At 71.2% G+C, this 24,299-nt stretch carries 23 protein-coding genes; 13 read left to right on the top strand and 10 right to left on the bottom strand.

Annotated elements, in window-relative coordinates:
• Nucleotides 1–61: 61 nt before the first annotated feature.
• Complete coding sequence (locus tag ACFYYW_RS38320) at nucleotides 62–700, top strand: DedA family protein (RefSeq protein WP_387656678.1); 639 nt, start codon at nucleotides 62–64, stop codon at nucleotides 698–700.
• On the opposite strand, the gene dxs is transcribed toward ACFYYW_RS38320, so the two are convergent.
• Complete coding sequence (gene dxs / locus ACFYYW_RS38325) at nucleotides 645–2,537, bottom strand: 1-deoxy-D-xylulose-5-phosphate synthase (protein ID WP_387656681.1); 1,893 nt, start codon at nucleotides 2,535–2,537, stop codon at nucleotides 645–647. The two genes, ACFYYW_RS38320 and dxs, sit on opposite strands and share 56 nt — an antisense overlap.
• Nucleotides 2,538–2,677: 140 nt before the next feature.
• On the opposite strand from dxs, the gene ACFYYW_RS38330 reads away from it, so the two are divergent.
• From ACFYYW_RS38330 to ACFYYW_RS38340, 3 genes are read left to right on the top strand one after another with little or no spacing between them, the layout of a single operon-like run.
• Nucleotides 2,678–3,565, top strand: a complete 888-nt coding sequence (locus ACFYYW_RS38330; protein ID WP_387656684.1) for a neutral zinc metallopeptidase — start codon at nucleotides 2,678–2,680, stop codon at nucleotides 3,563–3,565.
• 53 nt (nucleotides 3,566–3,618) lie between these two features.
• Nucleotides 3,619–4,431, top strand: a complete 813-nt coding sequence (locus tag ACFYYW_RS38335; protein ID WP_387656687.1) for a neutral zinc metallopeptidase — start codon at nucleotides 3,619–3,621, stop codon at nucleotides 4,429–4,431.
• A 36-nt stretch (nucleotides 4,432–4,467) separates the two neighbouring features.
• Entirely contained in the window at nucleotides 4,468–5,217 is a 750-nt protein-coding gene (locus ACFYYW_RS38340) for a neutral zinc metallopeptidase (RefSeq protein WP_387656690.1), read from the top strand.
• Here the strand turns inward: ACFYYW_RS38340 and ACFYYW_RS38345 are convergent.
• From ACFYYW_RS38345 to ACFYYW_RS38360, 4 genes are read right to left on the bottom strand one after another with little or no spacing between them, the layout of a single operon-like run.
• Nucleotides 5,214–6,419 carry an ROK family transcriptional regulator gene (locus tag ACFYYW_RS38345; protein WP_352325906.1) on the bottom strand — a complete coding sequence of 402 codons (1,206 nt, stop codon included), beginning with the start codon at nucleotides 6,417–6,419 and terminating at the stop codon, nucleotides 5,214–5,216. The genes ACFYYW_RS38340 and ACFYYW_RS38345 overlap by 4 nt on opposite strands.
• A 35-nt stretch (nucleotides 6,420–6,454) precedes the next feature.
• The gene (locus ACFYYW_RS38350; protein ID WP_387656694.1) at nucleotides 6,455–7,717 is read right to left on the bottom strand and encodes a sugar ABC transporter permease; all 1,263 of its coding nucleotides are present in this window, start codon (nucleotides 7,715–7,717) and stop codon (nucleotides 6,455–6,457) included.
• Nucleotides 7,714–8,478 (bottom strand): ATP-binding cassette domain-containing protein, encoded by a 765-nt coding sequence (locus ACFYYW_RS38355; RefSeq protein WP_387656697.1) that lies wholly within the window; start codon nucleotides 8,476–8,478, stop codon nucleotides 7,714–7,716. The genes ACFYYW_RS38350 and ACFYYW_RS38355 overlap by 4 nt, the downstream gene beginning before the upstream one ends.
• A 60-nt stretch (nucleotides 8,479–8,538) precedes the next feature.
• Nucleotides 8,539–9,657: a substrate-binding domain-containing protein gene (locus ACFYYW_RS38360; protein WP_352325910.1), complete on the bottom strand. Its 1,119-nt coding sequence runs from the start codon at nucleotides 9,655–9,657 to the stop codon at nucleotides 8,539–8,541.
• 228 nt (nucleotides 9,658–9,885) lie between these two features.
• On the opposite strand from ACFYYW_RS38360, the gene ACFYYW_RS38365 reads away from it, so the two are divergent.
• Complete coding sequence (locus ACFYYW_RS38365) at nucleotides 9,886–10,200, top strand: hypothetical protein (RefSeq protein ID WP_387656700.1); 315 nt, start codon at nucleotides 9,886–9,888, stop codon at nucleotides 10,198–10,200.
• Between the two features lie 97 nt (nucleotides 10,201–10,297).
• Nucleotides 10,298–10,837 carry a DinB family protein gene (locus ACFYYW_RS38370; protein WP_387656702.1) on the top strand — a complete coding sequence of 180 codons (540 nt, stop codon included), beginning with the start codon at nucleotides 10,298–10,300 and terminating at the stop codon, nucleotides 10,835–10,837.
• A gap of 21 nt (nucleotides 10,838–10,858) precedes the next feature.
• On the opposite strand, the gene ACFYYW_RS38375 is transcribed toward ACFYYW_RS38370, so the two are convergent.
• Nucleotides 10,859–11,584 carry a sulfite exporter TauE/SafE family protein gene (locus ACFYYW_RS38375; protein WP_387656705.1) on the bottom strand — a complete coding sequence of 242 codons (726 nt, stop codon included), beginning with the start codon at nucleotides 11,582–11,584 and terminating at the stop codon, nucleotides 10,859–10,861.
• 126 nt (nucleotides 11,585–11,710) lie between these two features.
• Here ACFYYW_RS38375 and ACFYYW_RS38380 point away from each other — a divergent pair, with 126 nt between their 5' ends.
• Nucleotides 11,711–12,421: a neutral zinc metallopeptidase gene (locus ACFYYW_RS38380; RefSeq protein WP_387656708.1), complete on the top strand. Its 711-nt coding sequence runs from the start codon at nucleotides 11,711–11,713 to the stop codon at nucleotides 12,419–12,421.
• On the opposite strand, the gene ACFYYW_RS38385 is transcribed toward ACFYYW_RS38380, so the two are convergent.
• Nucleotides 12,358–13,038, bottom strand: coding sequence for a TetR/AcrR family transcriptional regulator C-terminal domain-containing protein (locus ACFYYW_RS38385; RefSeq protein ID WP_387656711.1), 681 nt, complete (start codon nucleotides 13,036–13,038; stop codon nucleotides 12,358–12,360). The two genes, ACFYYW_RS38380 and ACFYYW_RS38385, sit on opposite strands and share 64 nt — an antisense overlap.
• A 70-nt stretch (nucleotides 13,039–13,108) precedes the next feature.
• On the opposite strand from ACFYYW_RS38385, the gene ACFYYW_RS38390 reads away from it, so the two are divergent.
• Nucleotides 13,109–14,023, top strand: coding sequence for an ATP-binding cassette domain-containing protein (locus tag ACFYYW_RS38390; protein WP_387656714.1), 915 nt, complete (start codon nucleotides 13,109–13,111; stop codon nucleotides 14,021–14,023).
• 14 nt (nucleotides 14,024–14,037) lie between these two features.
• On the top strand, nucleotides 14,038–14,832 hold the full coding sequence (locus ACFYYW_RS38395) for an ABC transporter permease (RefSeq protein ID WP_387656716.1): 795 nt from the start codon (nucleotides 14,038–14,040) through the stop codon (nucleotides 14,830–14,832).
• A 153-nt stretch (nucleotides 14,833–14,985) separates the two neighbouring features.
• Here the strand turns inward: ACFYYW_RS38395 and acnA are convergent, their stop codons facing one another.
• Nucleotides 14,986–17,715 (bottom strand): aconitate hydratase AcnA, encoded by a 2,730-nt coding sequence (gene acnA, locus ACFYYW_RS38400; protein WP_387656719.1) that lies wholly within the window; start codon nucleotides 17,713–17,715, stop codon nucleotides 14,986–14,988.
• Between the two features lie 145 nt (nucleotides 17,716–17,860).
• Nucleotides 17,861–18,589, bottom strand: coding sequence for a metal-dependent hydrolase (locus tag ACFYYW_RS38405; RefSeq protein ID WP_352327356.1), 729 nt, complete (start codon nucleotides 18,587–18,589; stop codon nucleotides 17,861–17,863).
• Nucleotides 18,590–18,900: 311 nt separating this feature from the next.
• Here ACFYYW_RS38405 and ACFYYW_RS38410 point away from each other — a divergent pair, with 311 nt between their 5' ends.
• From ACFYYW_RS38410 to ACFYYW_RS38425, 4 genes are all read left to right on the top strand, one after another.
• Nucleotides 18,901–19,635 (top strand): PadR family transcriptional regulator, encoded by a 735-nt coding sequence (locus ACFYYW_RS38410; RefSeq protein ID WP_387656722.1) that lies wholly within the window; start codon nucleotides 18,901–18,903, stop codon nucleotides 19,633–19,635.
• A gap of 55 nt (nucleotides 19,636–19,690) precedes the next feature.
• The gene (locus tag ACFYYW_RS38415) at nucleotides 19,691–20,173 is read left to right on the top strand and encodes a DUF1707 domain-containing protein (protein WP_387656724.1); all 483 of its coding nucleotides are present in this window, start codon (nucleotides 19,691–19,693) and stop codon (nucleotides 20,171–20,173) included.
• Nucleotides 20,174–20,266: 93 nt separating this feature from the next.
• Nucleotides 20,267–20,947, top strand: coding sequence for a DUF6879 family protein (locus ACFYYW_RS38420; RefSeq protein ID WP_387656727.1), 681 nt, complete (start codon nucleotides 20,267–20,269; stop codon nucleotides 20,945–20,947).
• A gap of 166 nt (nucleotides 20,948–21,113) precedes the next feature.
• Nucleotides 21,114–21,980: a CAP domain-containing protein gene (locus tag ACFYYW_RS38425; RefSeq protein WP_387656730.1), complete on the top strand. Its 867-nt coding sequence runs from the start codon at nucleotides 21,114–21,116 to the stop codon at nucleotides 21,978–21,980.
• 73 nt (nucleotides 21,981–22,053) lie between these two features.
• Here the strand turns inward: ACFYYW_RS38425 and ACFYYW_RS38430 are convergent, their stop codons facing one another.
• A complete protein-coding gene (locus tag ACFYYW_RS38430; protein WP_387656733.1) occupies nucleotides 22,054–24,291 on the bottom strand; it encodes a hypothetical protein in 2,238 nt (745 codons plus the stop codon).
• Nucleotides 24,292–24,299 lie beyond the last annotated feature (8 nt).

Below are 24,299 nucleotides of genomic sequence, written 5' to 3' on the forward strand. Positions count from 1 at the left end.
ATCATGCGCTCGCGCCGGGCTCGCCGGTGAAGCGCCTCGTCGGGGGTAGCGGACCCGCATCATGCTGGACGACCTGCTGGACACGCTGGCCGGTCAGGACGTGGCGGTGGTGCTGGCGCTCGTCCTGGTCTTCCTGACGCTGGACGCCTCGGTCGGGATCGGCCTGATCACGCCGGGCGACGGCCTGCTGCTCGTCGCGGGCGCCACGTCGGGCAGCGTGCCCGAGACGCTGGCGCTGATCGGCACCGGCGTGCTGGCCTGCCTCCTGGGCGCGACGGGCGGCCACCGCCTGGGCCGCCGGTACGGCCCCCGCCTGCGCAACAGCAAGCTCGGCCGGCGGGTCGGCGAGGAGCGCTGGGCCCGCGCGGAGCGGATCCTGCGGCGCAGCGGCTGGGCGCTGGCCCTGGCCTACTTCCTGCCGGTGGTGCACGCGCTGACGCCGGCCCTGGCGGGCGCGGTGGGCATGCCCTACCGCCGGTTCATGCCGTGGGCCCTGCTGGGCAGCACGGCGTGGGTGAGCACGTACGTCGTGCTGGGGGCGGTGGCCGGGCAGGTGGCGCGGCGGGAGGCGGGCCTGCTGCTGCCGGCGGCGGCCGCGGCGGTGGTCGTCATGCTGGCGATCACCGCCGTGGTCCGCCGGGTGCTCAACGGCGGACCGGCTGCTCCACGCGGGAGGTCCGCTTGGCGACGGCCTCGGTGATCTGGCGCGCGAGGTCCTGGCCGGTCAGGCCGATGCGGCCGAGGATCGCGGCCCGCTTGGCGTGGTCGAGGAACTCCTGCGGGATGCCGAAGGTGCGCACCGGGACGTCGACGTCGGCGTCGCGGAGCAGGCGGGCCACGGCGTCGCCCACGCCGCCCACGCGGCCGTTGTCCTCGACCACGGCGACCAGCTTGTGGGCGCCGGCGGCCAGCGTCAGCGCCTCGTCGAGCGGCTTGACCCAGCGCGGGTCGACCACGGTGGCCGAGATGCCCTGCGCGTCGAGCAGGACGGCCGCCTCCATGCACACGTGCGCCATCGGGCCGACGCCCACCAGCAGCACGTCCGGCTCGCCCTCGGCGGCCCGCAGCAGGTCCATCTCGCCCAGGCGGCCCACGGACTCCAGGGGCTCGGCCACCGGGCCCTTGGGGAAGCGCAGCACGGTCGGCCCGTCGGAGACCTCCACGGCCTCGCGCAGCAGCTCGGTGACGCGGTCGCCGTCGCGCGGCACCGCGATCCGCAGGCCGGGCACGACCTGGAGGATCGACAGGTCCCACATGCCGTTGTGGCTGGCGCCGTCGTCGCCGGTGACGCCGGCCCGGTCGAGGACGACGGTGACCGGCAGCCGGTGCAGGGCGACGTCCATCAGGAGCTGGTCGAAGGCCCGGTTGAGGAAGGTGGCGTAGACGGCCACGACCGGGTGCAGGCCGCCGAGCGCGAGGCCGGCGGCGCTGGTCAGCGCGTGCTGCTCGGCGATGCCGACGTCGTAGATGCGGTCGGGGAAGGCGTCGGCGAAGGCGTTGAGGCCGGTGGGGTGGAGCATGGCCGCGGTGATGGCGACCAGGTCCTCGCGCTCCTTGCCGAGCCTGACCAGCTCCTCGCTGAAGACGTTGGTCCAGATGCGCGGCTTGGGCTTCTCGGCGCCGGTGGCGCGGTCGAAGGCGCCGGGCGAGTGGAACTGGTCCTCGTCGTGGTTCTCGGCGGGGGTGTAGCCGCGGCCCTTCTGGGTGAGGGCGTGGACGATGACCGGGCCGCGGAAGGCGCGGGCCTTGCGCAGCGCCGCCTCCATGGCCTGCTCGTCGTGGCCGTCGATGGGGCCGACGTACTTCAGGCCGAGGTCCTCGAACATGACCTGCGGGGCCAGGACGTCCTTGACGCCCTTCTTGAAGCCGTGGAGGGCGTCGTAGAGGACAGGAACGTTCCCGAGCTTGTCCTTGACGTATTCGAGCATGTCCTCGTAGCGGCGGTTGACGCGCAGCGAGGACAGGTGGGAGGCCAGGCCGCCGATGGTCGGGGAGTAGGAGCGGCCGTTGTCGTTGACCACGATCACGACGGGCAGGTCCTTGATCGCGGCGATGTTGTTGAGCGCCTCCCAGGCCATGCCGCCGGTGAGCGCGCCGTCGCCGATCACCGCCACGACCGTGCGCTCGCGCTCGCCGCGCAGCTTGAACGCCTTGGCCAGGCCGTCGGCGTAGGACAGCGCGGTGGAGGCGTGGGAGTTCTCGACGAAGTCGTGCTCGGACTCGGTCTGGCTCGGGTAGCCGGACAGGCCGCCCTCCTGCTTGAGCGCCTCGAAGCCGGCCGCGCGGCCGGTGAGCAGCTTGTGCACGTACGCCTGGTGGCCGGTGTCCCAGATCACCGGGTCGCGCGGGGAGTCGAAGACGCGGTGGACGGCGATGGTGAGCTCGACCACGCCCAGGTTCGGCCCGAGGTGGCCGCCGAACCTGGCGCAGGCGTCGACGAGCAGGTCACGGATCTCCCCCGCGAGCCGCGGCAGCTCCTCAACAGCGAGCCGTTTGACGTCGTGCGGTCCCTCTATCGAGCCCAGCAACCCGCTCACGGATGCGACTCCCCTCTGCCTCGTTCGCCGTCTGTTCCTTTTCGACGACGCAGAAGAGTCTAGTTCGCCGACGTCTCGCTGACTCCATCGAGTCAAATCCACCCACTTATGTCCGATCTTGACCTAGTCTTTCCGGACATATGAACTCCCTCCCTAAAGGCAGGATCGCGGCCCTGGTCGCCGCGGCCCTCGCACTCGCCATGGCCGCCGCCTCCCTCGTGCTCGTGCTTTCCGAGGTCGCTCCGACCTCGGCCGAGCGTGCGCCGGTCAGCCAAGCCCAGAAGCTGGCCTCACCGCCCGCCGCGGCCCGCGCGGGGGCCGCCGCGCCCGGCGGCCAGGCGCAGGCCACGGCCAACGCCCTCTACCGGACTGGCAGGCTCGCCGACGTGAACTGCGCGCCGGGCGCGCTGCCCGCGGGCAGCATGATCGCCTACCGCCGCTTCCTCACGCGGGTGACGAACTGCCTGAACAAGGCGTGGGCCACGCAGTTCCGCAAGGCCCGCCTGCCGTTCAGCAAGCCGCGGCTGCGGATCATCACCAAGAAGGTCAGGACGCCCTGCGGCGCCTGGAACACCGGCGCCGACGGCGTCTACTGCTCCACCGACCGCACGATGTACCTGCTGATCACTCGCAATCAGCTCCGCAACCCGTTCCCGCTGGGCATCAGCCGCCTGATCGCCCACGAGTACGGCCACCACGTCCAGCAGGCCTCCGGCATCTGGAACTACTACTGGACGGCCAGGGCCACCGCGGGCAAGGCGGCGCGCCTCCAGCTCTCGCGGAAGTCCGAGCTGCAGGCCGAGTGCTTCTCCGCCGTCTTCATGAGCACGATGAAGGACACCGGCCTGGTGAACCAGTCCGACTGGGACTACACGGTCCAGTGGTTCTACAAGAACGGCGCCAAGGGCTGGCCGCAGAACGACCACGGCAAGGGCCCGACCCAGGCGGCCTGGATGACCAGGGGCTTCAACCGGGGCGCGCCGGGCTCCTGCAACACGTGGGCGGCGGCTGCACGAAACGTCCAGTGACGTCTGGCATTTCTGCTTTACCTGGATCTCCCTGTTTTGTAGTGTGCCTTCCCATGCGTACCCCCCGATTGGCGATCATCGCCGGAGCCCTGGCGAGCGTCTTCGTCGCCGGTACGGCCCACGCCGCCGTGGCCGCACCGGCGAGCAAGCCGGCCCTGGCGAAGAACCCGATCCACAAGACCGGCCGGCTCACGCTCAGGACGTGCGAGGAGCCGCCGGTCCAGTCCGGGACCGAGGACGAGGCGCGGGTCTACTTCGAGGCGGTGCTCGAATGCCTCGACAAGGCCTGGGGCCCGAAGGTCAAGCAGGCGGGCTTCGCTTTCGGCAAGCCGAAGTTCCGGGTGGTCACCAAGCTGGGCGCTGCCACGGGCTGCGGCGGCTTCCCGCAGGGCGCGCAGGCGCTGTACTGCCCGGTCAACAAGACGATGACCCTCCTGCTCAGCCCGAACGTCGTGGAGAAGCCGTCGGACCCGGTGCTGATGCTGGTCGTGGCGCACGAGTACGGCCACCACGTCCAGAAGCTCACCGGCATGCTCCGGCACGACAAGCACGGCGCGTACGTCCTGGCCAACCCGCGGAACCTGGAGCCGGTGCGCCGCGCCGAGCTGCAGGCCGAGTGCTACGCCGGCGTCTTCATGGGCAGCGTCTGGGACTCGCTCGGGCGTAGCCAGAAGGAGTTCGACTCCCTGCTCAAGGGCTCCCACGACCTGGCCGACCTGGGCCCGCTCGGCATCAAGACGCGCTCCTCGGCCGACCTGAGCCACGGCTCGGACGCCAACGTCGCGTGGTGGCTCAAGCGCGGCTTCACCGGCAGGTCGGCGGGCTCCTGCAACACCTGGGCCGCCCCCAAGAGCAAGGTCAGCTAAGCCTAAGTCGTACAAACTCCTCTAAGATCCGCGATCGTGCGCATTCCCCTCATGGCGCTCGCCATGTGCATGATCGCGGTTCTTCTGTCGCCGGCTCCGTCGGCCGCGGCGGGCCGCCCGGCACGAGGGGGATTGTCGGCCGCGCCGGCCGTCTCGCGGGAGCGTCTGTCCTGCGCCGTCCCCGCCATCAGGACGGGCAGCGCCGCCTCGCTCAAGTCGTTCCACCGGGCCATGGCCAGGTGCGCCGACCGGTTCTGGGCCGGCCGGTTCGCGGCCGCGGGCCTGACCTACACCCCGCCCACGGTGACCGTCACCACCGGCGGCGACTCGGTCTGCGGCCGGATCACCGCCAACGGCGCGCAGTACTGCCCGGTGCAGCGCACGATCGTCATCCGCATCATGAAGCACGACCTGGACGACCCGTTCCGGATGAACATCGCGCACTCCGTCGCGCACGAGTGGGGACACCACGTCCAGGAGCTCACCGGCGTGCTGGACGCGCAGAACGCCCTGTACCAGCCCGCCTCCACGGGGGCCCGCACCCTGCTCAGCCACCGGCTGGAGATGCAGGCCGAGTGCTTCGCCGGCGTCTTCTACAACGCCGCGCTCACCTCGATCGAACCCGACGTCACCTGGCGCGAATGGCTGGACGCCGTCCGCCGGGCGGACTACAGCAAGATCCACGGCCGCCCGCGCAACCTGGCCTACTGGCAGAACCGCGGCTACCGCGACGGCTCCGCCGCCGCCTGCGACACCTGGACGGCCCCCCAGGCCCGGGTGCGCTAGGAGCTGACCCTGGCCAGCACTTCCAGCGGGTCGGCCAGCACGTGGGCGAAGGCCAGCTCGGCCGCCCCGACCAGGGTCACGTGGTCGCCGAGCGCCGAGGTGCGCAGCCGTACGTGCTCGCGCTGGGGGGCCATGGCGTGCAGCGCCAGCCGGGTGCGGACCTGCGCCGCCGAGCCGAGGTAGACCTCCCGCAGCATGCCCCCGAAGATCACCATCTCCGGGTTGAAGATGTTGACCAAATTCGCCACGCCGAGCCCGAGCCAGTCGCCGACCCGGCTCAGCGCCTCCTGCGCGACGATGTCGCCCCGGTCGGCCGCGTCGACCACGGCGCGGACCGCGTCGCGGCCGTGCTGGCCGGGCCCGAAGCGGCCGGCCAGCTCCAGCAGCGCCCGCTCCCCCACCTCGGCCTCCAGGCAGCCGTGCGAGCCGCAGGAGCACTCGCGGCCACCGGGGTTGACGACCATGTGGCCGACCTCGCCGCCGTAACCGTCGAAGCCGCCGAGCAGGTGACCGCCGGTGATGATGCCGCCGCCGATGCCCACGTCGCCGTGCAGGCAGATGAGGTCGCGCACGCCCACGCCGAGGCCGCGGCTGTGCTCGGCCAGGGCCGCCAGGTTGGCGTCGTTGCCCACGCTGACCGGCAGCCCGAGGCCCAGCCTGCGGCCCAGCTCCTCGCCGAACGGCACGTCGTGGGCCATCAGGTTGGGCCCGAACGTCACCACGCCGTCGCCCTTGCGCACCCCGCCGGACACGGCGGCGGCGGCGCCGACGCACACGGTGTCGTCGCGCGTCTTGCGCCGCATCTGCCTGGCGAACCCCGACAGCACCCCGGCCAGCTCGTCGAGGGCGAACCTGCCCCGGTCGCGGGTGGTCTCCCTGCGGTCGAGGATGACGCCGCCCAGCCCCACCCGCGCCGCCACGAGCCGGTCGGGGCCCACGTCGAACGCGAACACGTAGACGCGCGCCGACTCCGGGCGCACCACCAGCGAGGGCCGGCCGGCCCGGCCGGTCTCGCGCGGCAGCTCCTCCCGCACCAGCCCGGCGGCGGTGAGGTCGGACGTCAGCGCCATGATGGTGCTGCGGTTGAGCCCCATCTTCGAGGTCAGCTCGGCGCGCGAGATCGGCCCGCCCAGATGGACATGGCGAAGCAGCGCGCCGAGATTGTGGCGCCTGATGTCCTCCTGGGACGGTCCGGCACGCATCGTCTGGGGTTCCTTCAGGGGCTGCGGGTCGCTGATCACCTTAGACCAGCAGCAGCCGCCCGCTTGCGCGCCAGGGCGTCGACGCCTGCGGCCAGCAGCAGCACGCACCCGGTGACCAGGTACTTGACGCTCGCACCGTAGCCCATCAGGCCCATGCCGTTCTCGATCACGGCCACCACGGCGCCGCCGAGCACCGCGTCGAGCACCCGCCCCTTGCCGCCGAACAGGCTGGTGCCGCCGATGACGGCCGCGCCGACCGCGTACAGCAGCACCGAGCTGCCGCCCGTGTTCGGGTCGACCGAGCTGGCCCTGGAGGCGGCCACGATCCCGCCGACCGCCGCCATCGCGGAGCAGATCACGAACGCCGCGATCTTGATGCGATCGACCGGGATGCCCGCCCGCCGCGCGGCCTCGGTGTTGCCGCCGACCGCGTACAGGTGCCGGCCGAACGCCGTGCGTCGCAGCACCAGCGTCCACACGACCAGCAGCACGACGATCACCGGCACCACGATCGGCACCCCGGTGAGCGAGACCAGCGCGGGGTTGCGGCTGCGCTCCAGGTTGAGCACGTAGACCGCGAGCCCGCCGAGCAGCGCCAGGGCGCCCACACGGGCCGCGATGAGCGACAGCGGGTCGGCGACCAGGCCGCGCGCGGACCGGTTCCTGGCCCGCAGGAGCTGCACGGCCGCGAAACCGACCACGCACACCGCGTACAGGATCCAGCCGAGCAGCGGCGGCAGGTTCTTGTTGGCGACGGCGACGATCACGCTGTCCCGGACGGAGATGTTCGTGCCCTCGTTGACCAGCACCAGCACCAGGCCCTGGAAGGCCAGGAAGGCGGCCAGCGTGACCACGAACGACGGTATGCCGACCTTGGCCACCAGCGTGCCGAGCACGATCCCGATGAGCACGCCGGTGGCGATGGCGGCCAGCACGCAGACGTACCAGGGCAGGCCGAAGGTGGCCAGCGTGACGGCGAGCACCGCCGCGCAGACGCCGCTGGCGAAGCCGGCCGACAGGTCGATCTCGCCCAGCAGCAGCACGAAGACCAGGCCCATGGCGATGAGCGTGACGTTCGCGCCCTGGGTGAACAGGTTGGCGAAGTTGATCGAGGTGACGAAGGCGGGCCGGGCCAGGGCGAAGACCGTGCAGAGCACGACGAGGCCGAGCACGGCGGGCAGTGCGCCCATGTCGCCGCCCCGCACCCGCTCCCAGTACGCCCGCACGCTGTGCGCGATCGACGGGGACTGCGCGGCGACGACGATGGCCTCGCCCGGGAGTTCCTTGACCTTGCTCATGGGGTGACCCCGTTCTTGAGGCCGAGTTCGCCGCTGCGACCCGAGGTGATCAGTTCGACGACCTGGGCGTGCGTCACGTCGGCGGTCTTGACCTGGGCGGCCATCCTGCCGAGGTAGAGCGCCGCGATCCGGTCGGAGACGGCGAACACGTCGTTCATGTTGTGCGAGATGAGGACGACCGCGAGGCCCGTGTCGGCCAGCCTGCGCACGAGTTCGAGCACCTGCGCCGTCTGGGCCACGCCGAGGGCCGCGGTGGGCTCGTCGAGGATGACGACCTTGCTGTTCCACAACACGGCCTTGGCGATCGCGACGGTCTGCCGCTGCCCGCCGGACAGGCTGGAGACCTGCTGCCTGATGGACTTCACCGTGCGCACGGACAGGCTGCTGAGCGTCTTCTCGGCCAGTTCCTCCATGCTGTCCTCGTCGAGCAGGAAGCCGTTCTTGCGTTCCCTGCCGAGGAACATGTTCTGGACGATGTCGAGGTTGTCGCACAGCGCCAGGTCCTGGTAGACGATCTCGATGCCGAGCTCGCCCGCGTCCCGGGGGGTGTGGACGGAGACCTGGCGGCCGTCGAAGAGGATCTGGCCGGAATCAATGGGGTAGATGCCGCCGATGCACTTGACCAGCGTCGACTTGCCGGCGCCGTTGTCGCCGACCAGCGCCGTGACCTCGCCGGGGTAGGCGGAGAACTCGACCTCGTGCAGCACCTTCACCGGACCGAAACTCTTGTCGATCCCGCGCACTTCGAGGAGGGGGGTCATGGGGCTCCCTAAAGAGGGGCGCGGCCTCGCGCCGGTGGCACCCGGCCGCGCCCGTCCATGCTATTGAATTCCGGCCTCAGTGCACTTCTTGGCGAAGTCGGCGGTGCAGAGCTCCTCCTTGGTGACGTAACCGTCGGCCACGACGTCCTTGACGTTGTCGAAGGTGATGGCCTGCGGCTCCAGCAGCTCGGAGGGCACGTCCTGGCTGGTCTCGGGGTCCTTGACGCTGGCGCTCGCCGTGGGCTTCTCGCCCTTGGCCAGCGCGACGGCGAGCTTGGCCCCGGCGTCGGCCTCCTTCTTGACCGCCTTGTAGACCGTCATGCACTGGTCGCCCGCCAGGATGTTCTGCAGGCCCTGGACCGTGGCGTCCTGGCCGGTGACCGGCACCTTGCCGTTGAGGTTCTGCTTCTTCAGCACGGTGATGGCGGCGTTGCCGAGGCCGTCGTTGGCGGCCAGCACGCCGGCGATCTTCGGCTGCTGGGTGAGCATCTGCTCGAAGATCGTCCCGGCCTGGGTGTTGTCCCAGTCGGGCACGGCCTGGTCGGGGCCCTTGACGTACTCGCCGGAGTCGAACTTGGGCTTGAGCACGCCGTCGTAGCCGTTCTTGAACAGGGTCGCGTTGTTGTCGGTCGGCGAGCCGTTCAGGTAGGCGACGATGGGCTTGTCGGCCTTCTTGTCGGCCAGGCATTTACTCAGGCCCTCGCCCTGGAGCGTGCCGACCTTGGTGTTGTCGAAGCTGACGTAGTAGGCGGCGCCGCCGCCCAGCGTCAGGCGGTCGTAGTCGATGGTGGCCACGCCCTGCGACTTGGCCTTCTCGATCACGGCCTTGCCGCTGCCGCTGTCCAGGTTGACGATCATCAGGACGGTGGCCCCGTTGGTGATCATCTGGTCGGCGATGGTCTGGAACGCCGTCTTGTCGTTCTGGGCGTTCTGGATGTCGTACTGGACGCCGGCGGCCTTGAACGCCTCTTCCAGGTACTTGCGGTCCGCCGTCTCCCAGCGCGCCGACGACTTGCTGTCCGGGAGGATGACGCCGATCTTGCCGGCCTTCGCGGGCTGCGTCGCCGAGGCGGAGGAGGTCGAGGTGGTGCCGGTCTGACCGCTTTCGCCCCCGCAGGCGGTGAGACCGAGGGCGAGCGTCGCCGCCGCGGCGGTCAGGCTGAGGATCCCCTTGCGCATGATGCAGGGTCCTTTCTTCCGGAGGGGCCCGGATGAATGTTGTTTGCGGCAACGTATTCCGCCACGGCCTGCTTTGGAAGACCCTTCCGTCGGGCAGTTTGTTGTTTCCGGTAACAATCCAGAAACACGGACTCGCGGCCCGATAGCGCAGAGTAACTATTTAGTTACTGTGTGTGACTATGGAGGCTCGTGAGGATGGAGGGGCCCTCGCAACGAAAGGACCCGACCATGCGCAACCGTGCCCGTCCGGCCGCGTTGACCCTGGCTCTCGCCTGCGCGACCGTCCCGCTGCTCGCGCCCGCGCCCGCCCTGGCGGCGACCGGCCAGGTCGTCGTCTTCCAGGCCGAGCTCGTGCACCTGGATGTCTACGACGACCCCAGCGGCTGCACCAGGCTGCCTCTGGCCGCGCACGTGCTGAGCAACCAGACCGACCGGCCCGTGCGCGTGCACGGCGACCCGTTCTGTCTCGGGCCGTCCGTCACGGTCCAGCCCGGCTACGGCAGCCACGTCCCGGCCGGGTCGGGGAGCTTCTCCGTCGCCTAAGCGATCGCCGTGCCGCGAGCGGCCCGCGGTGGCCGCTCGCTCAGCGGCGCGAGCGTACAGAAGGGGCGGAACCGCCCTGCAGCTAGACTGCCCGACCATGACCGAACTGGACGAGCAGGGACGCCCGGAACCGCCCCTCCTGGGCGACGAGGTCGAGACCCTTCTGGGCTTCCTCGACTTCCTGCGGGCCACCCTGGAGTGGAAGTGCTCCGGCCTCGACGCGGCGGGCCTCGACGCCACCACCGGCGCGTCCTCACTGACGCTCGGCGGCATGCTCAAGCACCTGGCCTACGTCGAGGACCACTGGTTCTCCCGCCGTCTGCACGGGAACGACCCGCACGCCCCCTGGGACACCGTCGACTGGACGGCCGACCCCGACTGGGACTGGCACTCCGCCGCCCACGACTCCCCCGACGAGCTGCGCGCGCTCTGGCGGGACGCGGTGGCCCGCTCGCGCGCCCTGACCGCCGAGGCGCTGGCCGCCGGCGGGCTCGACCAACCCGCCCGGCGCCCCTGGCCGGACGGCCGCCGCCCCCACCTGCGCTGGATCCTCGTCCACATGATCGAGGAGTACGCCCGGCACAACGGCCACGCCGACCTCATCCGCGAGTCCGTCGACGGGCAGACCGGCGAGTAACCCGGTGAGTAACCCGGCGGGTCAGGTGAGCAGGCTCTGCGCGATCAGGGCCAGCGCCGACGCGGTGGCCACGACCAGGACGGCCGTGCGCACCTTGCCGCCGTCCAGGTGGCGCCGCAGCGGCCGCGACGCCAGGAAGCCCAGGATCATCGGCACGATCAGGATCGCGCCCGTGGCCAGCGCGCGGCCGGGCAGGTGGCCGACCAACGCCAGGATGCCGATCGACTGCGCGGCGCTCAGGAAGAAGAACATCGCCAGGGTGGCCCGGATCTGCGGCCCCTTGGCATCTTGGTAGACCAGCGCCAGGGGCGGGCCGCCGATGCCCGTGGCGGTGCCGGTGATCCCGGACGCGAAGCCGGCGCCGGTGATCGTCGCGCCGTTGCGCACGACGCTGACCGTACGCGCGGTGAGCCCGACCGCCAGCAGCACCATCACCCCGACCAGCACCCCCAGCGCCTGGACGGAGACGTACACGACGATGACGGCGCCGACGGCGCTGCCGGGGACCCGGCCCAGCAGCGCGAACCCCAGCCCCCGCCAGTCCACCCTGCGCCACTCGGCGGCCAGCGTGAACAGCGGCAGCGTCATGTTGACCACCTGGATCGCGCCGGGCATCAGGCTGTGGTCGAGCATCGTCAGCACGGGCGCGGCCACCAGCCCCAGTCCGAACCCCACGCTTCCCTGAACGACCGCCCCCAGAAAAACCGCCACACTTCCGACAAGCAGCACCAATCCCGCATCGCTCACGCGCGAAAGTCAACCACCCTCACGCAGAGTCACCCCCGCTGGACAGCCCACCCACCGAACGGACGCGCCCCACGGGGCCGGGCTGGACGGCGGGAAGGCTCTCGGTGAAGCCTTATGCTGCTCACCGTGCACTCCCCCGCTCCGCGTGCCCTCGTCGTCCTCGTCGCCCTGTCGGTGCTGGCGGTCGTCCTCCAGGCCGGGCCCGTGGAGGCCGCCGCGGCGCCGAGGCTCGGCCGGTCGGCGTGCCCCGAGACGCCGATGAGCTCAGGCGGCATCCCCCGGAGCCGCGAATACCTCACAGCGATCATGAAATGCCTGGACAGGTCGTGGTCCGCCTATTTCAGGCGCACCGGCCGGACGTTCCGCAAGCCCGTCGTCCGCTACTACGACGAGCCGGTGCGCGAGGTGTGCGGGCTCGCCTGGCCCGCGCACGCGGCCGCCTTCTACTGCATCGGCCGCGACACCCTCGTCCTCCCGCTGACCGGCGGCTGGATCGAGGGCCGCACCGACCTCTACCCGTTCAAGGTCGCCGCCCACGAGTACGGCCACCACGTGCAGAGCCTCCTCGGCGTGCGCAAGGGCACGCAGAGCCGGCGCTACGAGCTCCAGGCCGACTGCCTGGCCGGCGCGTTCCTGGGCAGCGTGTGGCCGTCGCTGAGCCGTACCCGGCAGGACTGGACGGCGCTGCTCGACGCCACCAGGGCCGCCGGCGACGAAGGCGAGGAGCACACCCACGGCACGGGCGCCAACCGCGTGCGCTGGCTGGAGCGCGGCTACCGGGCGGTCTCGCCGGCGGCCTGCGACACCTGGTCGGCCCCCGCCTCGCGGGTCTCCTGACGGTCGAGGCGGCCCTGCATGCCGTCGAGGATGAGCCGCAGCCCGTCCTCGAACGAGCGTTCCCCCTGCGGGTCGCCCACCTCCGCCAGCCCGGCGGTCAGCCGGGGGTGGGCCCGCTGGAAGGCGGCCATGTCGGGCATGGCGCCGCCGGCGTCCGGGCGGGTCCGGTCGGCCTGTTCCTCCAGCACGAACCCGGCGACGTACACGCTCATCGCGAACAGCCCGCGGACGGCGTCGCCCACCGCGAACCCGGCCGACTCCAGGGCCGCCACCGACCGCTCCACCACCTCGAACAGCAGCGGTGACGGCCGGGTGCCGGCCACCAGCCGGGCGCCGTCGCGGTAGGAGTTGAGCATCGCCCGGTCGCGGTGGGCGTGGTCCCTCATCCACTCGCGCCAGGCGGCGGGCTCGGTGAGCGCGGGGCGGGCCATGTGGGCGGCGGTCATCGCCTCGGCCATCGCGTCGAGGAGCTCCTGCTTGTTCTTGAAGTGCCAGTAGAGCGCGGGCGCCTGGACGCCCAGCTCGCCCGCGAGCCGCCGCAGCGTGAGCCCGTCGAGCCCGGTCTCCTGCAGCAGCCGCAGCGCCGCGGCCAGGATGGTGCCCTTCTCAAGTGCCACGGTTGACAGCTTAACAACGTTCAATGCATCCTTAACGCTGTTAGATTTAACGCCGTTAAGGAGCCTCGCGATGATCCACGCGGAGGGTTTGCGGAAGCGGTACGCGGCCACGGAGGCGCTCAGGGGCATCGACCTCGACGTCCCGGCCGGCACGGTGTGCGGGCTGCTCGGCCCCAACGGAGCAGGCAAGACGACGACCGTGCGCATCCTGGCCACCCTGCTCCAACCGGACGGCGGCCGGGCCGCGGTCGCCGGGCTCGACGTGGTGCGCGACGCGGCCCGGCTGCGCTTCCGCATCGGCCTGGCCGGTCAGCACGCCGCCGTGGACGAGCTGCTGACCGGCCGGCGCAACCTGGAGCTGTTCGGCCGCCTCTACCACCTGCCCAGGGCGCGGGCCAGGAGCAGGGCCGATGAGCTGCTGGAGCGGTTCGGGCTGGCCGCGGCCGGGCGGCGGCTGGTCAGGACGTACTCGGGCGGCATGCGGCGGCGGCTCGACCTGGCCGCGAGCCTGATCGTCGCGCCGCCCGTGCTGTTCATGGACGAGCCGACCGCGGGGCTCGACCCGCGCAGCCGCCGCGAGCTCTGGGACGCGCTGCGCGACCTGGTCCGCGAGGGCACCACGCTGCTGCTCACCACCCAGTACCTCGACGAGGCCGACCACCTGGCGGACCAGGTCGTGGTGCTGCGCGAGGGGCGGGTCGCGGCGGCGGGCTCCCCCGGCGCGCTCAAGAAGCAGGTCGGCGGCGACCGCGTGCAGATCGTCTTCCACGACCCCGGCGACGCGGCCGCGGCCCTCCGCACGCTCGGGACCGCGTCCAACCTCGCCTGCGAGCCGGGCGGGACCCGGGTGACCCTGCCGGCGCCCGACGGCGCACAGTCGCTGGTCCGCGTCGCCCGCGCCCTCGACGTGGCCGGGATCGCCGTCGAGGACCTGGCGCTGCGCCGTCCGACGCTCGACGAGGTCTTCCTCCACCTGACCGCATGACAGGAGCCACGAGCATGAACCTGCGCTGGACCGTCACCGACTCCCTGACCATCGCGGGCCGCACGTACTCGCGGTGGAAGGCCCAACCCGGGGAGATCGCCGGGTTCCTGGTGTTCCCCATCATCATGACCGTGCTGTTCGGGTACGTCTTCGGCAGCGCGATCACCCTGCCCGGCGGCGGCGACTACCGCAGCTTCCTGATGCCGGGCATCTTCATGCAGGTCATGGCCATGACGGCGACCGCGGCCGCCACGGCGGTGGCCGAGGACATGGAACGCGGGATCATCGACAGGTTCCGCGCGCAGCCCATCGCCCGCAGTGCCGTGCTCATCGGGCGCAGCGTGGCCGACCTGTCGATGCACCTGATGTCGCTGGCCGCCATGGTCGCGGCGGCCGTGCTGCTGGCCGGCTGGCGTGCGCACGGCTCCCCGGGCGAGACGGCGGCGGCGTTCGGGCTGCTGGCGCTGTTCGGCCTGGCGATGATCTGGGTGGGCACCTGCATCGGCCTGTACGTGCGCAGCGGCGCGCAGGCCGACGCGGCCACGTTCGGCTGGCTGTTCCCGATGACCTTCCTGGCCAATACGTTCGTGCCGACCGAGGGCCTGCCCGCCTGGCTGCGGCCGGTCGCCGACTGGAACCCGATGAGCGCGACCGTGGCCGCCGCCCGCCGCCTGTTCGGCAACCCCACCTCGGCGGGGTCGGTCTGGCCGCTGCAACATCCGGTCGCGGCGAGCCTGCTGTGGTCGGTGGCGCTCATCGCCGTCTTCGCCCCGCTGGCGACCCACCGTTACCGCACGTCCAGCCGGTGAGACCCCGCTGAACGGCGGAGAGCCGCCCGGCGGAGGGTGTTCCGCCGGGCGGCTCTCACGGGTCGGGTGAAACCCCCGATGCGGGCGCGTGAGGATCCGCGCCCCGTCCCCGGCCCGCGTCCGGCTCTTGACCGGGCGCGGGCGCGGGAAGTTCTACTTGGCCAGCAGCGAGCGCAGGACGTACTGCATGATGCCGCCGTGCCGGTAGTAGTCGGCCTCGCCGGGCGTGTCGATGCGGACGACCGCGTCGAACTCGACGTCGCCGGCCTTGACGTGCACGGTGGACGGGATGCCGCCGCCGTTGAGCGCCTCGACGCCGGTGATGTCGAACGTCTCCTCGCCGGTCAGCCCGAGCGAGGCCGCCGTGGCGCCCTCGGGGAACTGCAGCGGGAGCACGCCCATGCCGATCAGGTTGGAGCGGTGGATGCGCTCGTAGGACTCGGCGATCACGGCGCGCACGCCGAGCAGCGCGGTGCCCTTGGCCGCCCAGTCGCGCGAGGAGCCCGAGCCGTACTCCTTGCCCGCCAGCACCACCAGCGGCGTGCCGGCCTCGGCGTAGTTGACCGAGGCGTCGTAGATGAACGACACCGGGCCGTCGGGCTGGGTGAAGTCGCGGGTGTAGCCGCCCTCGGTGCCCGGCGCGATCTGGTTGCGCAGGCGGATGTTGGCGAACGTGCCGCGGATCATCACCTCGTGGTTGCCGCGCCGCGAGCCGTAGGAGTTGAAGTCGCGCACCTCGACGCCGTTGGCCTGGAGGTACTGGGCCGCGGGGGTGCCGACCTTGATCGAGCCGGCCGGGGAGATGTGGTCGGTGGTGACCGAGTCGCCGACCTTGACCAGCACGCGGGCGCCCGAGATGTCGGTCACCGGCTCCGGCTTCTCCGGCATGCCCTCGAAGTAGGGCGCCTTGCGCACGTACGTGGAGGACGGGTCCCACTCGAAGGTGTCGCCGGTCGGGATCGGCAGCGACCGCCAGTGGTCGTCGCCCTTGAACACGTCGGCGTAGTCGCGCTCGAACATGTCGCGGCCGATCGAGGAGTTGACCACCGCGGCGATCTCCTCCGGCGCGGGCCAGATGTCGCGCAGGAACACCGGCTGCCCGTCGGAGCCGAGGCCGAGCGGCTCGTTGTCGAGGTCGATGTCCATCGTGCCGGCCAGCGCGTACGCCACCACGAGCGGCGGCGAGGCCAGGTAGTTCATCTTGACGTCGGGGTTGATGCGACCCTCGAAGTTCCGGTTGCCGGACAGGACCGCGGTGACCGCGAGGTCGTTGGCCTGGATGGCGTCGGAGATCTCGGTGGGCAGCGGGCCCGAGTTGCCGATGCAGGTGGTGCAGCCGTAGCCGACCAGGTTGAAGCCGATCTTGTCGAGGTACGGCTGCAGCCCGGAGCGCTCGAAGTAGCCGGTGACGACCTGCGAACCCGGGGCCAGCGAGGTCTTGACCCACGGCTTGCGGGTCAGGCCCTTCTCGACGGCGTTGCGGGCCAGCAGCGCCGCGCCGAGCATGACGTACGGGTTGGAGGTGTTGGTGCACGAGGTGATCGCGGCGATCGACACGATGCCGTGGTCGATCTCGAACGACGTGCCGTCGGCCAGCGTGACCGGGACCGGCTTGTGCGGCCGGCCGCCGTCGGCGCGGGCGTTGGAGGCGGGCGCGTCGGAGGCCGGGAAGGACTCCTCGCCCTCCTCGTCGACGCCGTCGGCCACGTAGTTCTGGACGTCGCGGCGCCAGGCGTCCTTGGCCGCCGACAGCTCGATGCGGTCCTGAGGACGCTTGGGGCCCGCGATCGACGGGACGACCGTGCCGAGGTCGAGCTCGATGTACTCGGAGAAGACCGGCTCGGGGCCCTGCGGGTCGAGCCAGAGGCCCTGGGCCTTGGCGTACGCCTCGACCAGCGCGATCTGCTCCTCGGAGCGGCCGGTCAGGCGCAGGTAGTCGACGGTCTGGCCGTCGATCGGGAAGATCGCGCAGGTGGAGCCGAACTCGGGGCTCATGTTGCCGATCGTGGCCCGGTCGGCCAGCGGCACGGAGGAGACGCCCTCGCCGTAGAACTCGACGAACTTGCCGACCACGCCGTGCTTGCGCAGGATCTCGGTGATCGTCAGGACCAGGTCGGTGGCGGTGGCGCCGGCGGGCAGCTTGCCGCTGAGCTTGAAGCCGACCACGCGCGGGATCAGCATGGAGATCGGCTGGCCGAGCATGGCGGCCTCGGCCTCGATGCCGCCGACGCCCCAGCCCAGCACGCCGATGCCGTTCTCCATCGTGGTGTGGGAGTCGGTGCCGACGCAGGTGTCGGGGTAGGCCTTGCCGTCGCGGATCATGACCACGCGGGCCAGGTGCTCGATGTTGACCTGGTGGACGATGCCGGTGCCGGGCGGCACGACCTTGAACTCGTCGAAGGCCGTCTGGCCCCAGCGCAGGAACTGGTAGCGCTCGCGGTTGCGCTCGTACTCGCGCTCGACGTTGCGCTGGAAGGCGTCGGGGTGGCCGAAGTAGTCGACGATGACGGAGTGGTCGATGACCATCTCGGCGGGCGCCAGCGGGTTGATCCTGGCGGCGTCGCCGCCCAGGTCGCGCACGGCCTCGCGCATGGTGGCCAGGTCGACCACGCAGGGGACGCCGGTGAAGTCCTGCATGATGACGCGGGCCGGGGTGAACTGGATCTCCACGCTGGGCGTCGCGGCCGGGTCCCAGCCGCCGAGCGCCCGGATGTGGTCGGCGGTGATGTTGGCGCCGTCCTCGGTGCGGAGGAGGTTCTCCAGCAGGATCTTCAGGCTGTACGGGAGGCGTGCGGCGCCCTCGACGGCGTCAAGCCGGAAAATCTCGTACGACGCGTCGCCGACGCGTAGCGTGTCACGGCTGCCGAAGCTGTTCGCGGACACGGTGATTCGCCTCCTCCATCAGACAATTGCTCAGTTGAATCCTGCCGCACCCACGGAACGACACGTACGTTAGGTGAACCTAACCTGCGGGGCTCGCGACGGATGTCTCGACGTCAAGATATTACTACGGTATCTCGACATCAAGTTAAAGCGGGGCGAGCCGCCAAAAGAGCAGGCCGATGATGGCGACGGAGAGGATCGGCGCGAGGATCTTCTGCTCGAACTTCTTGCCGGTCTTGATGCCGATCTTCCACGGCAGCACGAACTTGGCGCCGAGCGGCCAGAGCACCGGGCAGCCCCGTTCCGTCATGCAGTCGCCCACGACGTGGATCAGGCAGCCGACCCCCACGGCCAGCCCGAGCCAGGCGTAGCCGACGTTCAGGGAGAGGAACACGGCGTAGAGCCCGGCCGTCAGGCCGATGTTGATCATGATGGACCCGGCCTTGTTGCCCGGGATGCCGATGCCGATCGCCCGCAGGGCCAGCCCGATCATCAGCACGACCGTGATGTCACGGGCGATCGGATAGCTGTTGACCAGCCAGTGGACGCCGAACCCGAGCGCCGCCGCGAAGGCCAGCGAGTGCGTCATGCCGCGGTGGCCGCCGCTGATCCAGGACACGAACTTGCTGAGCAGCCAGGTGACCGGGCCGAAGGTCTGGGCGATGGTCGCGCTGGGATGGTCGAGGTCGGGCAGCATGGCCGCGCCCGCGCAGACCAGGGCGCCGGCGATCAGCTCGGCCGGGCCGAGCGCGCCGGCCATGATGCCGGTCTCGATGAACCGGGAGCTCTCGTTCAGCAACGGGAGTGCGGCGAGCGGCGGCGCCAGCGCCAGCCACGCGATCGCCCCGGTCATCGCGTGCGTGTGCCCCATCATGATCGGGACTGTATTGCAAAGAACCGCTTTACGCGGAGATCCCGGCCGCCAGGTTCTCCTGACGCTGGAACGGTCCGCCCGAAAACACCCGCAAACGCAGACGAGGTCGTCTCCGCGGCGACAGCACCCCCCAGCCCTGCCGACGCGGAACGACCTCGTCTGCTCTGTTCAACGGCGGACATCCCAAGACTGTTCCCCAATTCCGCAACTTTTTCGTGATCTGGCTCACTCTGTGCCCGGCCTTGCCAACGAAACAGTAGCGATATATCTTTGACGCATCGAGAACAGATCGCGATATAGGGAGAAAGAGAATGAGTTACGCACACGCAGCGGGCGGCCAGTGGTTCGGCCCGCGGGAGAACCTGCGCGCGGCCCGCGAGAAGCTGAGGGCCATCGCCGACGCGTTCGAGCAGATGGGCGGCCCGCACCACCATCACCGGGGCGGCGGCGGGCCGGGCGAGCGCCGGCAACGCGGCCGGCGCGGCGGGCCGGGCGGACCGTTCCCGTTCGACTTCGGCCGCGGCGGCCCCTTCGGCCCGGGCGGGCCCTGGGGCGGGCACCACGGCTGGGGCGGCGGCCGGGGCCGTAAGGCCAAGCGGGGCGACGTCCGCGCCGCGATCCTGGCCCTGCTCGCCGAGGAGCCGCGCAACGGCTACCAGATCATCCAGGAGATCGCCGAGCGCAGCGAGGGCGGCTGGAAGCCCAGCCCCGGCGCCGTCTACCCGGCGTTGCAGCAGCTCACCGACGAGGGGCTGGTGATCTCGGAGGAGAACGAGGGCCGCAAGACCTTCCGCCTCACCGACGAGGGCCGCGCCTACATCGACGCCCACGCCGACGAGGTCCGCGCCCCCTGGGACGAGATGCGTCCGGACATCGACGACAACACCGCCGATCTCTGGCACATCGCCCGACAGTCGGCATTCGCCATGATGCAGGTTCTCCAGACCGGAAACGACGCACAAATCCGCGAAGCGCGTAAGACTCTGGTTGAGACCCGGCGCAAGCTCTACCAGATCCTGGCCGACGGCGAACCGGGCGAGGAGTAACCAGGTGACCGGCTCCGCAGCGACAGGCCGGTTCGGGGAGAGCGAGGAACCAGTCATGGACCACAACGATCTCCGCATCGGCGACGCCGAGCGCGAGCAGACGATGGCGGCCCTGCGCGAGCACTTCGCCCAGGGCCGCCTGACCCACGAAGAGCTCGACGAACGCCTCGACCGGACGCTGGCCGCCAAGACGGTCCGCGACCTGTCCCAGGTGACGGCCGACCTGCCCGGCTCGTCCCCCGCCTACGCCCAGCCCCAGCAGCTGCCCCAGTTCGACCGGGACGCCTGGCGCCAGGCGATGAGGGCGCACCGCCACCAGATGCAGACCATGCGCCACGCGCAGGCCGGCCGTCCCTGGCACGACCATTCCCGCCGTCACTGGCGCGGCCACCGCGGTCCCGGCCTCCTGCCCCTCCTGGTCGTCTTCGGGGTGCTGGGGCTGGTCTTCGGGTTCGGCCTCTTCAAGATCCTGCTGGCGGTCTTCCTGGTGGCCACCGTGTTCAACCTGGTGCACCGCCGCTTTCACTACCGCGGGTGACCTTCACGTCCCTTCGTGACGTTGGGCCTTGACCAGAATCAACTGACATTTCATGATCTGGCGGGCGGATCTGACCGAACGAAGGGGCGTCGTATGACCGAGCCGGGTTCCGTGGTGGCCGTCACGAATCCGTTCGCCGCGGTGGGCGGCGCCGACGCACTCGTCCTGGACGCGCCCGGCTACCTGGCGGCCTTCGAGCGCGACCACGCGGACTGCGTCGTCCCGCTGTGGAAGCTGGAGCGCGCCCAGAGCTTCTACGAGCCGGACGTGGCGAGCTGGCGGGCCATGATGGACGGCGACTGGGCCGGCTCGCTCTCGCTGGCCGAGCAGATGGCGCCGCTGGTGGCCGGCTACTTCCACCACCGGATGCCGGTGCGCCGGGTGCGCGTGGTGGAGTTCCCCGTCAGCGCGTACCTGCAATGGGAGATGCACCTGCTGGACATGCGGGCCAGGGCGGGCTCCCCCTGCCGGGTGGTGCCCGCGGCGCGCGTGGCCGCCCTCGAACCGGTGCCCGAGCTGGTGATCTTCTCCCCCGACCTGATGTACGAGGTCCTCTACGACGAGTACGGCGGCGGCCGCGGCGGCCGGCGCATCACCGATCCCGGCGTGATCGGCCCCTGCCTGCGGGCGGTCCGGCAGTTGTTCGCCGAGGGCGAGGACGTGCGCGACTTCCACCGGCGGGAGATCGTGCCGCTGCCGCCGCCGTCGGTCACCGACGAGATGCGGGCCGCGGTGCCCCCGTACGCCCACCGGACGGAGGAGTTCCGGGTCTGAGCGCGCCTGGGATTCCGGCCCGCGGCTGGAACGGGCCACGACGCATCTACTGACACTTTGGTTTACCCGGACATCAAGGGAATTTCGCAAATTTCGTGACACGGGGGTTGCGGTCCTACCAGAATGCGGTGCGATCCAGCGTCCATCGCAACTGGAGGAAGCCCCCATGCGCAGACCCCTAGGGGTACTCGCCGGCCTGGTGAGCCTGGCTGCACTCGGCACGCCGACCCCGGCGGACGCCGCGACGGCAGCCGCGGCCGGCGGCGAGGCCGCCGGCCGCTGCCGGGTCACCGTGGCCACGCCTCGCGTCAACGACACCGCTCAGATCGTCTCCTCCGCCGCCCGTCAGGGCTGCCGTACGGACGCGCTGCTGCGCGTGCGGCTCAAGCGCGCCGTCCCGGGCGCCGACCCCGTCGTCAAGAGCGGCGCCACCCGGTCCGGCAGCGTCGCGCTCACCCTCCCCTGCGCGCCCGGCGTCTACTACGCGGTCGCCACCGACCACCGGGGCCGCGGCGCGACGTCCAGGGCGGTCCGGCTGACCTGCGCCCCGGCCTCGACGCCCACGGCGACCCCCAGGCCCACCCCGACGGCCACCGGCACCCCGGCTCCCCAGCCGACCGCGACCGGCCCCGCCGGCACGGTGGGCACCGCCGAGGAGAACGAGGTCCTGCGCCTGGTCAACGCCGAACGCGCCAAGGGCGGCTGCCGCCCGCTCAAGCACGACGCCCAGCTGCGCGCCGCGGCGTACGGCCACTCCGCCGACATGGCCGCCAAGGGCTACTTCGACCACACCTCGCAGGACGGCCGCAGCTTCATGGACCGCATCAGGGCGGCCGGCTTCACCGGCGGGACCGCCTTCGCCGAGAACATCGCCAAGGGCCAGGCCACCCCGGCCGCCGTGATGAACTCCTGGATGAACAGCTCGGGCCACCGGGCCAACATCATGAACTGCCGGTACACGGTGATCGGCGTGGGCGCGGCCAGGAAGGGCCAGGGTCCCCTCCACTGGACGCAGGACTTCGCGGCCAGGTAGCCCTCGGCGGGTGCCCCGCGCCGCGCGGGGCACCCACGGGTCAGACACGGGTCAGACACGGGTCAGACACGGGTCAGACACGGGTCAGCAGGACGTTCCCGTCGCCGGCCTTCCTGACCACGATGACCGCGTACAGCCCGGTCACCTTCGGATCGCTGATGGTCAGGCGTTCCATCTTGTTCGGGCCGCCGCTCGCGGACTTGCGGGCGGCGGAACGCGGCAGGCCCCACGCGGCGGAGTCGGGCGCCATCACGAAGAGGTCGAGGTCCTGCCCGTTGCGCGGCACGACCGTGAGCGTGGCGGGCACGCCCTTCTCGATCCACGTCGTCCGCACCTCGGCCAGCCGGCCGGCGGCGATGGGGAACTCCTGCGGCGTCCCGGCCTCCAGGTTGCCCGCGGGCGCCTCGGTCACCTCCATCGCGTATTCCTCGTAGTCGGCGTCGGAACTGACCGAGTTGACGAACCAGTTGCGGGTGGCGGAGCTGGGCTGCACGGCGACGAAGTCCGCGCTGGTGGCGGTCCAGTCGGCGCTCCTGACGGCGTCGCCGCCGGCGTTGGGCGTCGTGGCCAGGTCCACGTCCGCGCCGTCCGGTCCGGTGACGGCGGCGATCACGTGCCACCTGTCCGGGGTGGTCATGAAGGCCGTCTGGAGCGGGACGTTGGCGGGCCACCGCACCGGATGCCGGTCGGCCAGGTTCTCGACGTGGCTCGTGCTGATGGCGTTCTGGAACAGCGCGCCCTGCGTGAGGTCGTAGTGCTGGGCGCCGAACGTGCTCAGGAAGTGGTCGAGGTCCTGGGCGGGCCCCTTCTTGAACTCGGCCACGACGCCCTCGGGGCCGATGCCGCCGATGTCCCAGTACTTCTCGTCGCGCGTCCCGGAGTCGGCCAGGTCGAGGAGCACGCCGGCGACGCGGCCCTCGGTCTTGGCCGCCTCCGCGCCGGTCGGCCAGCCCTCGCTGAACCAGCGCGGGCTCTCCAGGTCGATCGCGGAGGTCGGCCACCGGTAGTGCGTGTCGTCGTAGGTCTGGACGGCGACCCAGTCGGCCCACCCCTCGATCCAGGCGCAGGTCGGGTTGATCATCGGCGCCCACATGAAGTGCTGTCCGCAGGCGCCGCCGGTCGACGGCCGCACGCCGGTGTAGTCCATGATGAAGTGCCCCAGCTCGTGGGGAAGCGTCATCTTCTCCAGCGGTATCGAGGCGTCCAGGTTGATCTGGAAGCGGCCCAGGCAGTCGGGGCCGGCACCCGGGCAGTAGTACGACGTGGGCAGCACCTTGTCCGGCCGCCAGATGATGGTCACCGACTGGCAGTTCTGCTCGCCCGGCTTCCAGCAGTCGTCGGCCGGGTCGTTCAGCCAGCCGGTGTAGGCCTTCCAGGTGTCGTAGGCGGCCGAGTGCAGGCGGAACGCCCCCTCCATCGGGTCGCCGGCCACGCTGCGATAGTCGATGACGGTGGCCGACGTGCCGGGAGGGACGTCCTGAGTGACCGGACCGGCGTCGGTGTAGACGTCGCCGGACTTCTCCGAGAAGCGCACGGACCAGTAATTGCTGATCGGGCTGACCTCGATGTTGACGTCCTGGCCCGTGCCGTCCTCCTCGGTGCCGGGGAAGCACACCTGGTAGCCGCCGGTGGCGTCGGTCTCGGCCCAGCCGAGACTCTGCCGACCCTTCGTGTCGGTGTCGAACGCGTCCACCTCGGCCATGGGCACGCCGCCGATGGTTCCGTCCGTCCTGACGTAGGTGACGCGCCCCTGCACGCACGTGTCGAAGGCCGCCACCGCCCTCGCGGACCTCTCCGTACGGCGCCCGCGGCCCTCGCGCGGCATGCCGAACACCGACGACCGCTCGCCCACGGTGACGTAGGCGAGCCCGTCGGACGAGGGCCCCGGACGCCCGTCGCGGGCCTGGACGCGTACGGAGGCGGGCCCGGCCCTGACCGCCGTGACGACGCCCTCATACCGGACCGTCCGGCCCGCGTGGGCCCGCCAGGTCCGGGTGGCCCGGTCCACCGGGCTGCGGCCGATCGTCGCGGCGGCGCGGTCGAGCCCGGCGGGCGGGGTCGCCCACTTCAGGGTGTCCGGCAGCTCGATGATCGTGGTCGCGTCGGATATGTCCTGCTTCGGGGTCACCTCGACCGTGAGCTTCGCGCTCTGCCCCACGGCGGGGGCGCGGTCGAGCGAGACATTGACGGTGAAACAGTCCCCCGGGACGCAGGACGGCTGTCCCGGGGCGGCGGCCTGGGCCGGGGCCGTGGTGAGTCCCACGGCCGCCAGCACCCCCGCCAAGGTGGTCGCCATCAGTCGGCGTGACATCGGCATGT

Origin of the sequence: Nonomuraea sp. NPDC001831 (genome assembly GCF_042892035.1) — a bacterium.
Lineage (GTDB): Bacteria > Actinomycetota > Actinomycetes > Streptosporangiales > Streptosporangiaceae > Nonomuraea.

Coding starts and splice junctions, on each gene's coding strand:
- ACFYYW_RS38320 (WP_387656678.1), top strand. CDS start 62: ATGCTGGACGACCTGCTGGACACGCTGGCCGGTCAGGACGTGGCGGTG.
- ACFYYW_RS38330 (WP_387656684.1), top strand. CDS start 2,678: ATGAACTCCCTCCCTAAAGGCAGGATCGCGGCCCTGGTCGCCGCGGCC.
- ACFYYW_RS38335 (WP_387656687.1), top strand. CDS start 3,619: ATGCGTACCCCCCGATTGGCGATCATCGCCGGAGCCCTGGCGAGCGTC.
- ACFYYW_RS38345 (WP_352325906.1), bottom strand. CDS start 6,419: ATGCGTGCCGGACCGTCCCAGGAGGACATCAGGCGCCACAATCTCGGC.
- ACFYYW_RS38350 (WP_387656694.1), bottom strand. CDS start 7,717: ATGAGCAAGGTCAAGGAACTCCCGGGCGAGGCCATCGTCGTCGCCGCG.
- ACFYYW_RS38355 (WP_387656697.1), bottom strand. CDS start 8,478: ATGACCCCCCTCCTCGAAGTGCGCGGGATCGACAAGAGTTTCGGTCCG.
- ACFYYW_RS38360 (WP_352325910.1), bottom strand. CDS start 9,657: ATGCGCAAGGGGATCCTCAGCCTGACCGCCGCGGCGGCGACGCTCGCC.
- ACFYYW_RS38365 (WP_387656700.1), top strand. CDS start 9,886: ATGCGCAACCGTGCCCGTCCGGCCGCGTTGACCCTGGCTCTCGCCTGC.
- ACFYYW_RS38370 (WP_387656702.1), top strand. CDS start 10,298: ATGACCGAACTGGACGAGCAGGGACGCCCGGAACCGCCCCTCCTGGGC.
- ACFYYW_RS38390 (WP_387656714.1), top strand. CDS start 13,109: ATGATCCACGCGGAGGGTTTGCGGAAGCGGTACGCGGCCACGGAGGCG.
- ACFYYW_RS38395 (WP_387656716.1), top strand. CDS start 14,038: ATGAACCTGCGCTGGACCGTCACCGACTCCCTGACCATCGCGGGCCGC.
- ACFYYW_RS38405 (WP_352327356.1), bottom strand. CDS start 18,589: ATGATGGGGCACACGCACGCGATGACCGGGGCGATCGCGTGGCTGGCG.
- ACFYYW_RS38410 (WP_387656722.1), top strand. CDS start 18,901: ATGAGTTACGCACACGCAGCGGGCGGCCAGTGGTTCGGCCCGCGGGAG.
- ACFYYW_RS38415 (WP_387656724.1), top strand. CDS start 19,691: ATGGACCACAACGATCTCCGCATCGGCGACGCCGAGCGCGAGCAGACG.
- ACFYYW_RS38420 (WP_387656727.1), top strand. CDS start 20,267: ATGACCGAGCCGGGTTCCGTGGTGGCCGTCACGAATCCGTTCGCCGCG.
- ACFYYW_RS38425 (WP_387656730.1), top strand. CDS start 21,114: ATGCGCAGACCCCTAGGGGTACTCGCCGGCCTGGTGAGCCTGGCTGCA.
- ACFYYW_RS38430 (WP_387656733.1), bottom strand. CDS start 24,291: ATGTCACGCCGACTGATGGCGACCACCTTGGCGGGGGTGCTGGCGGCC.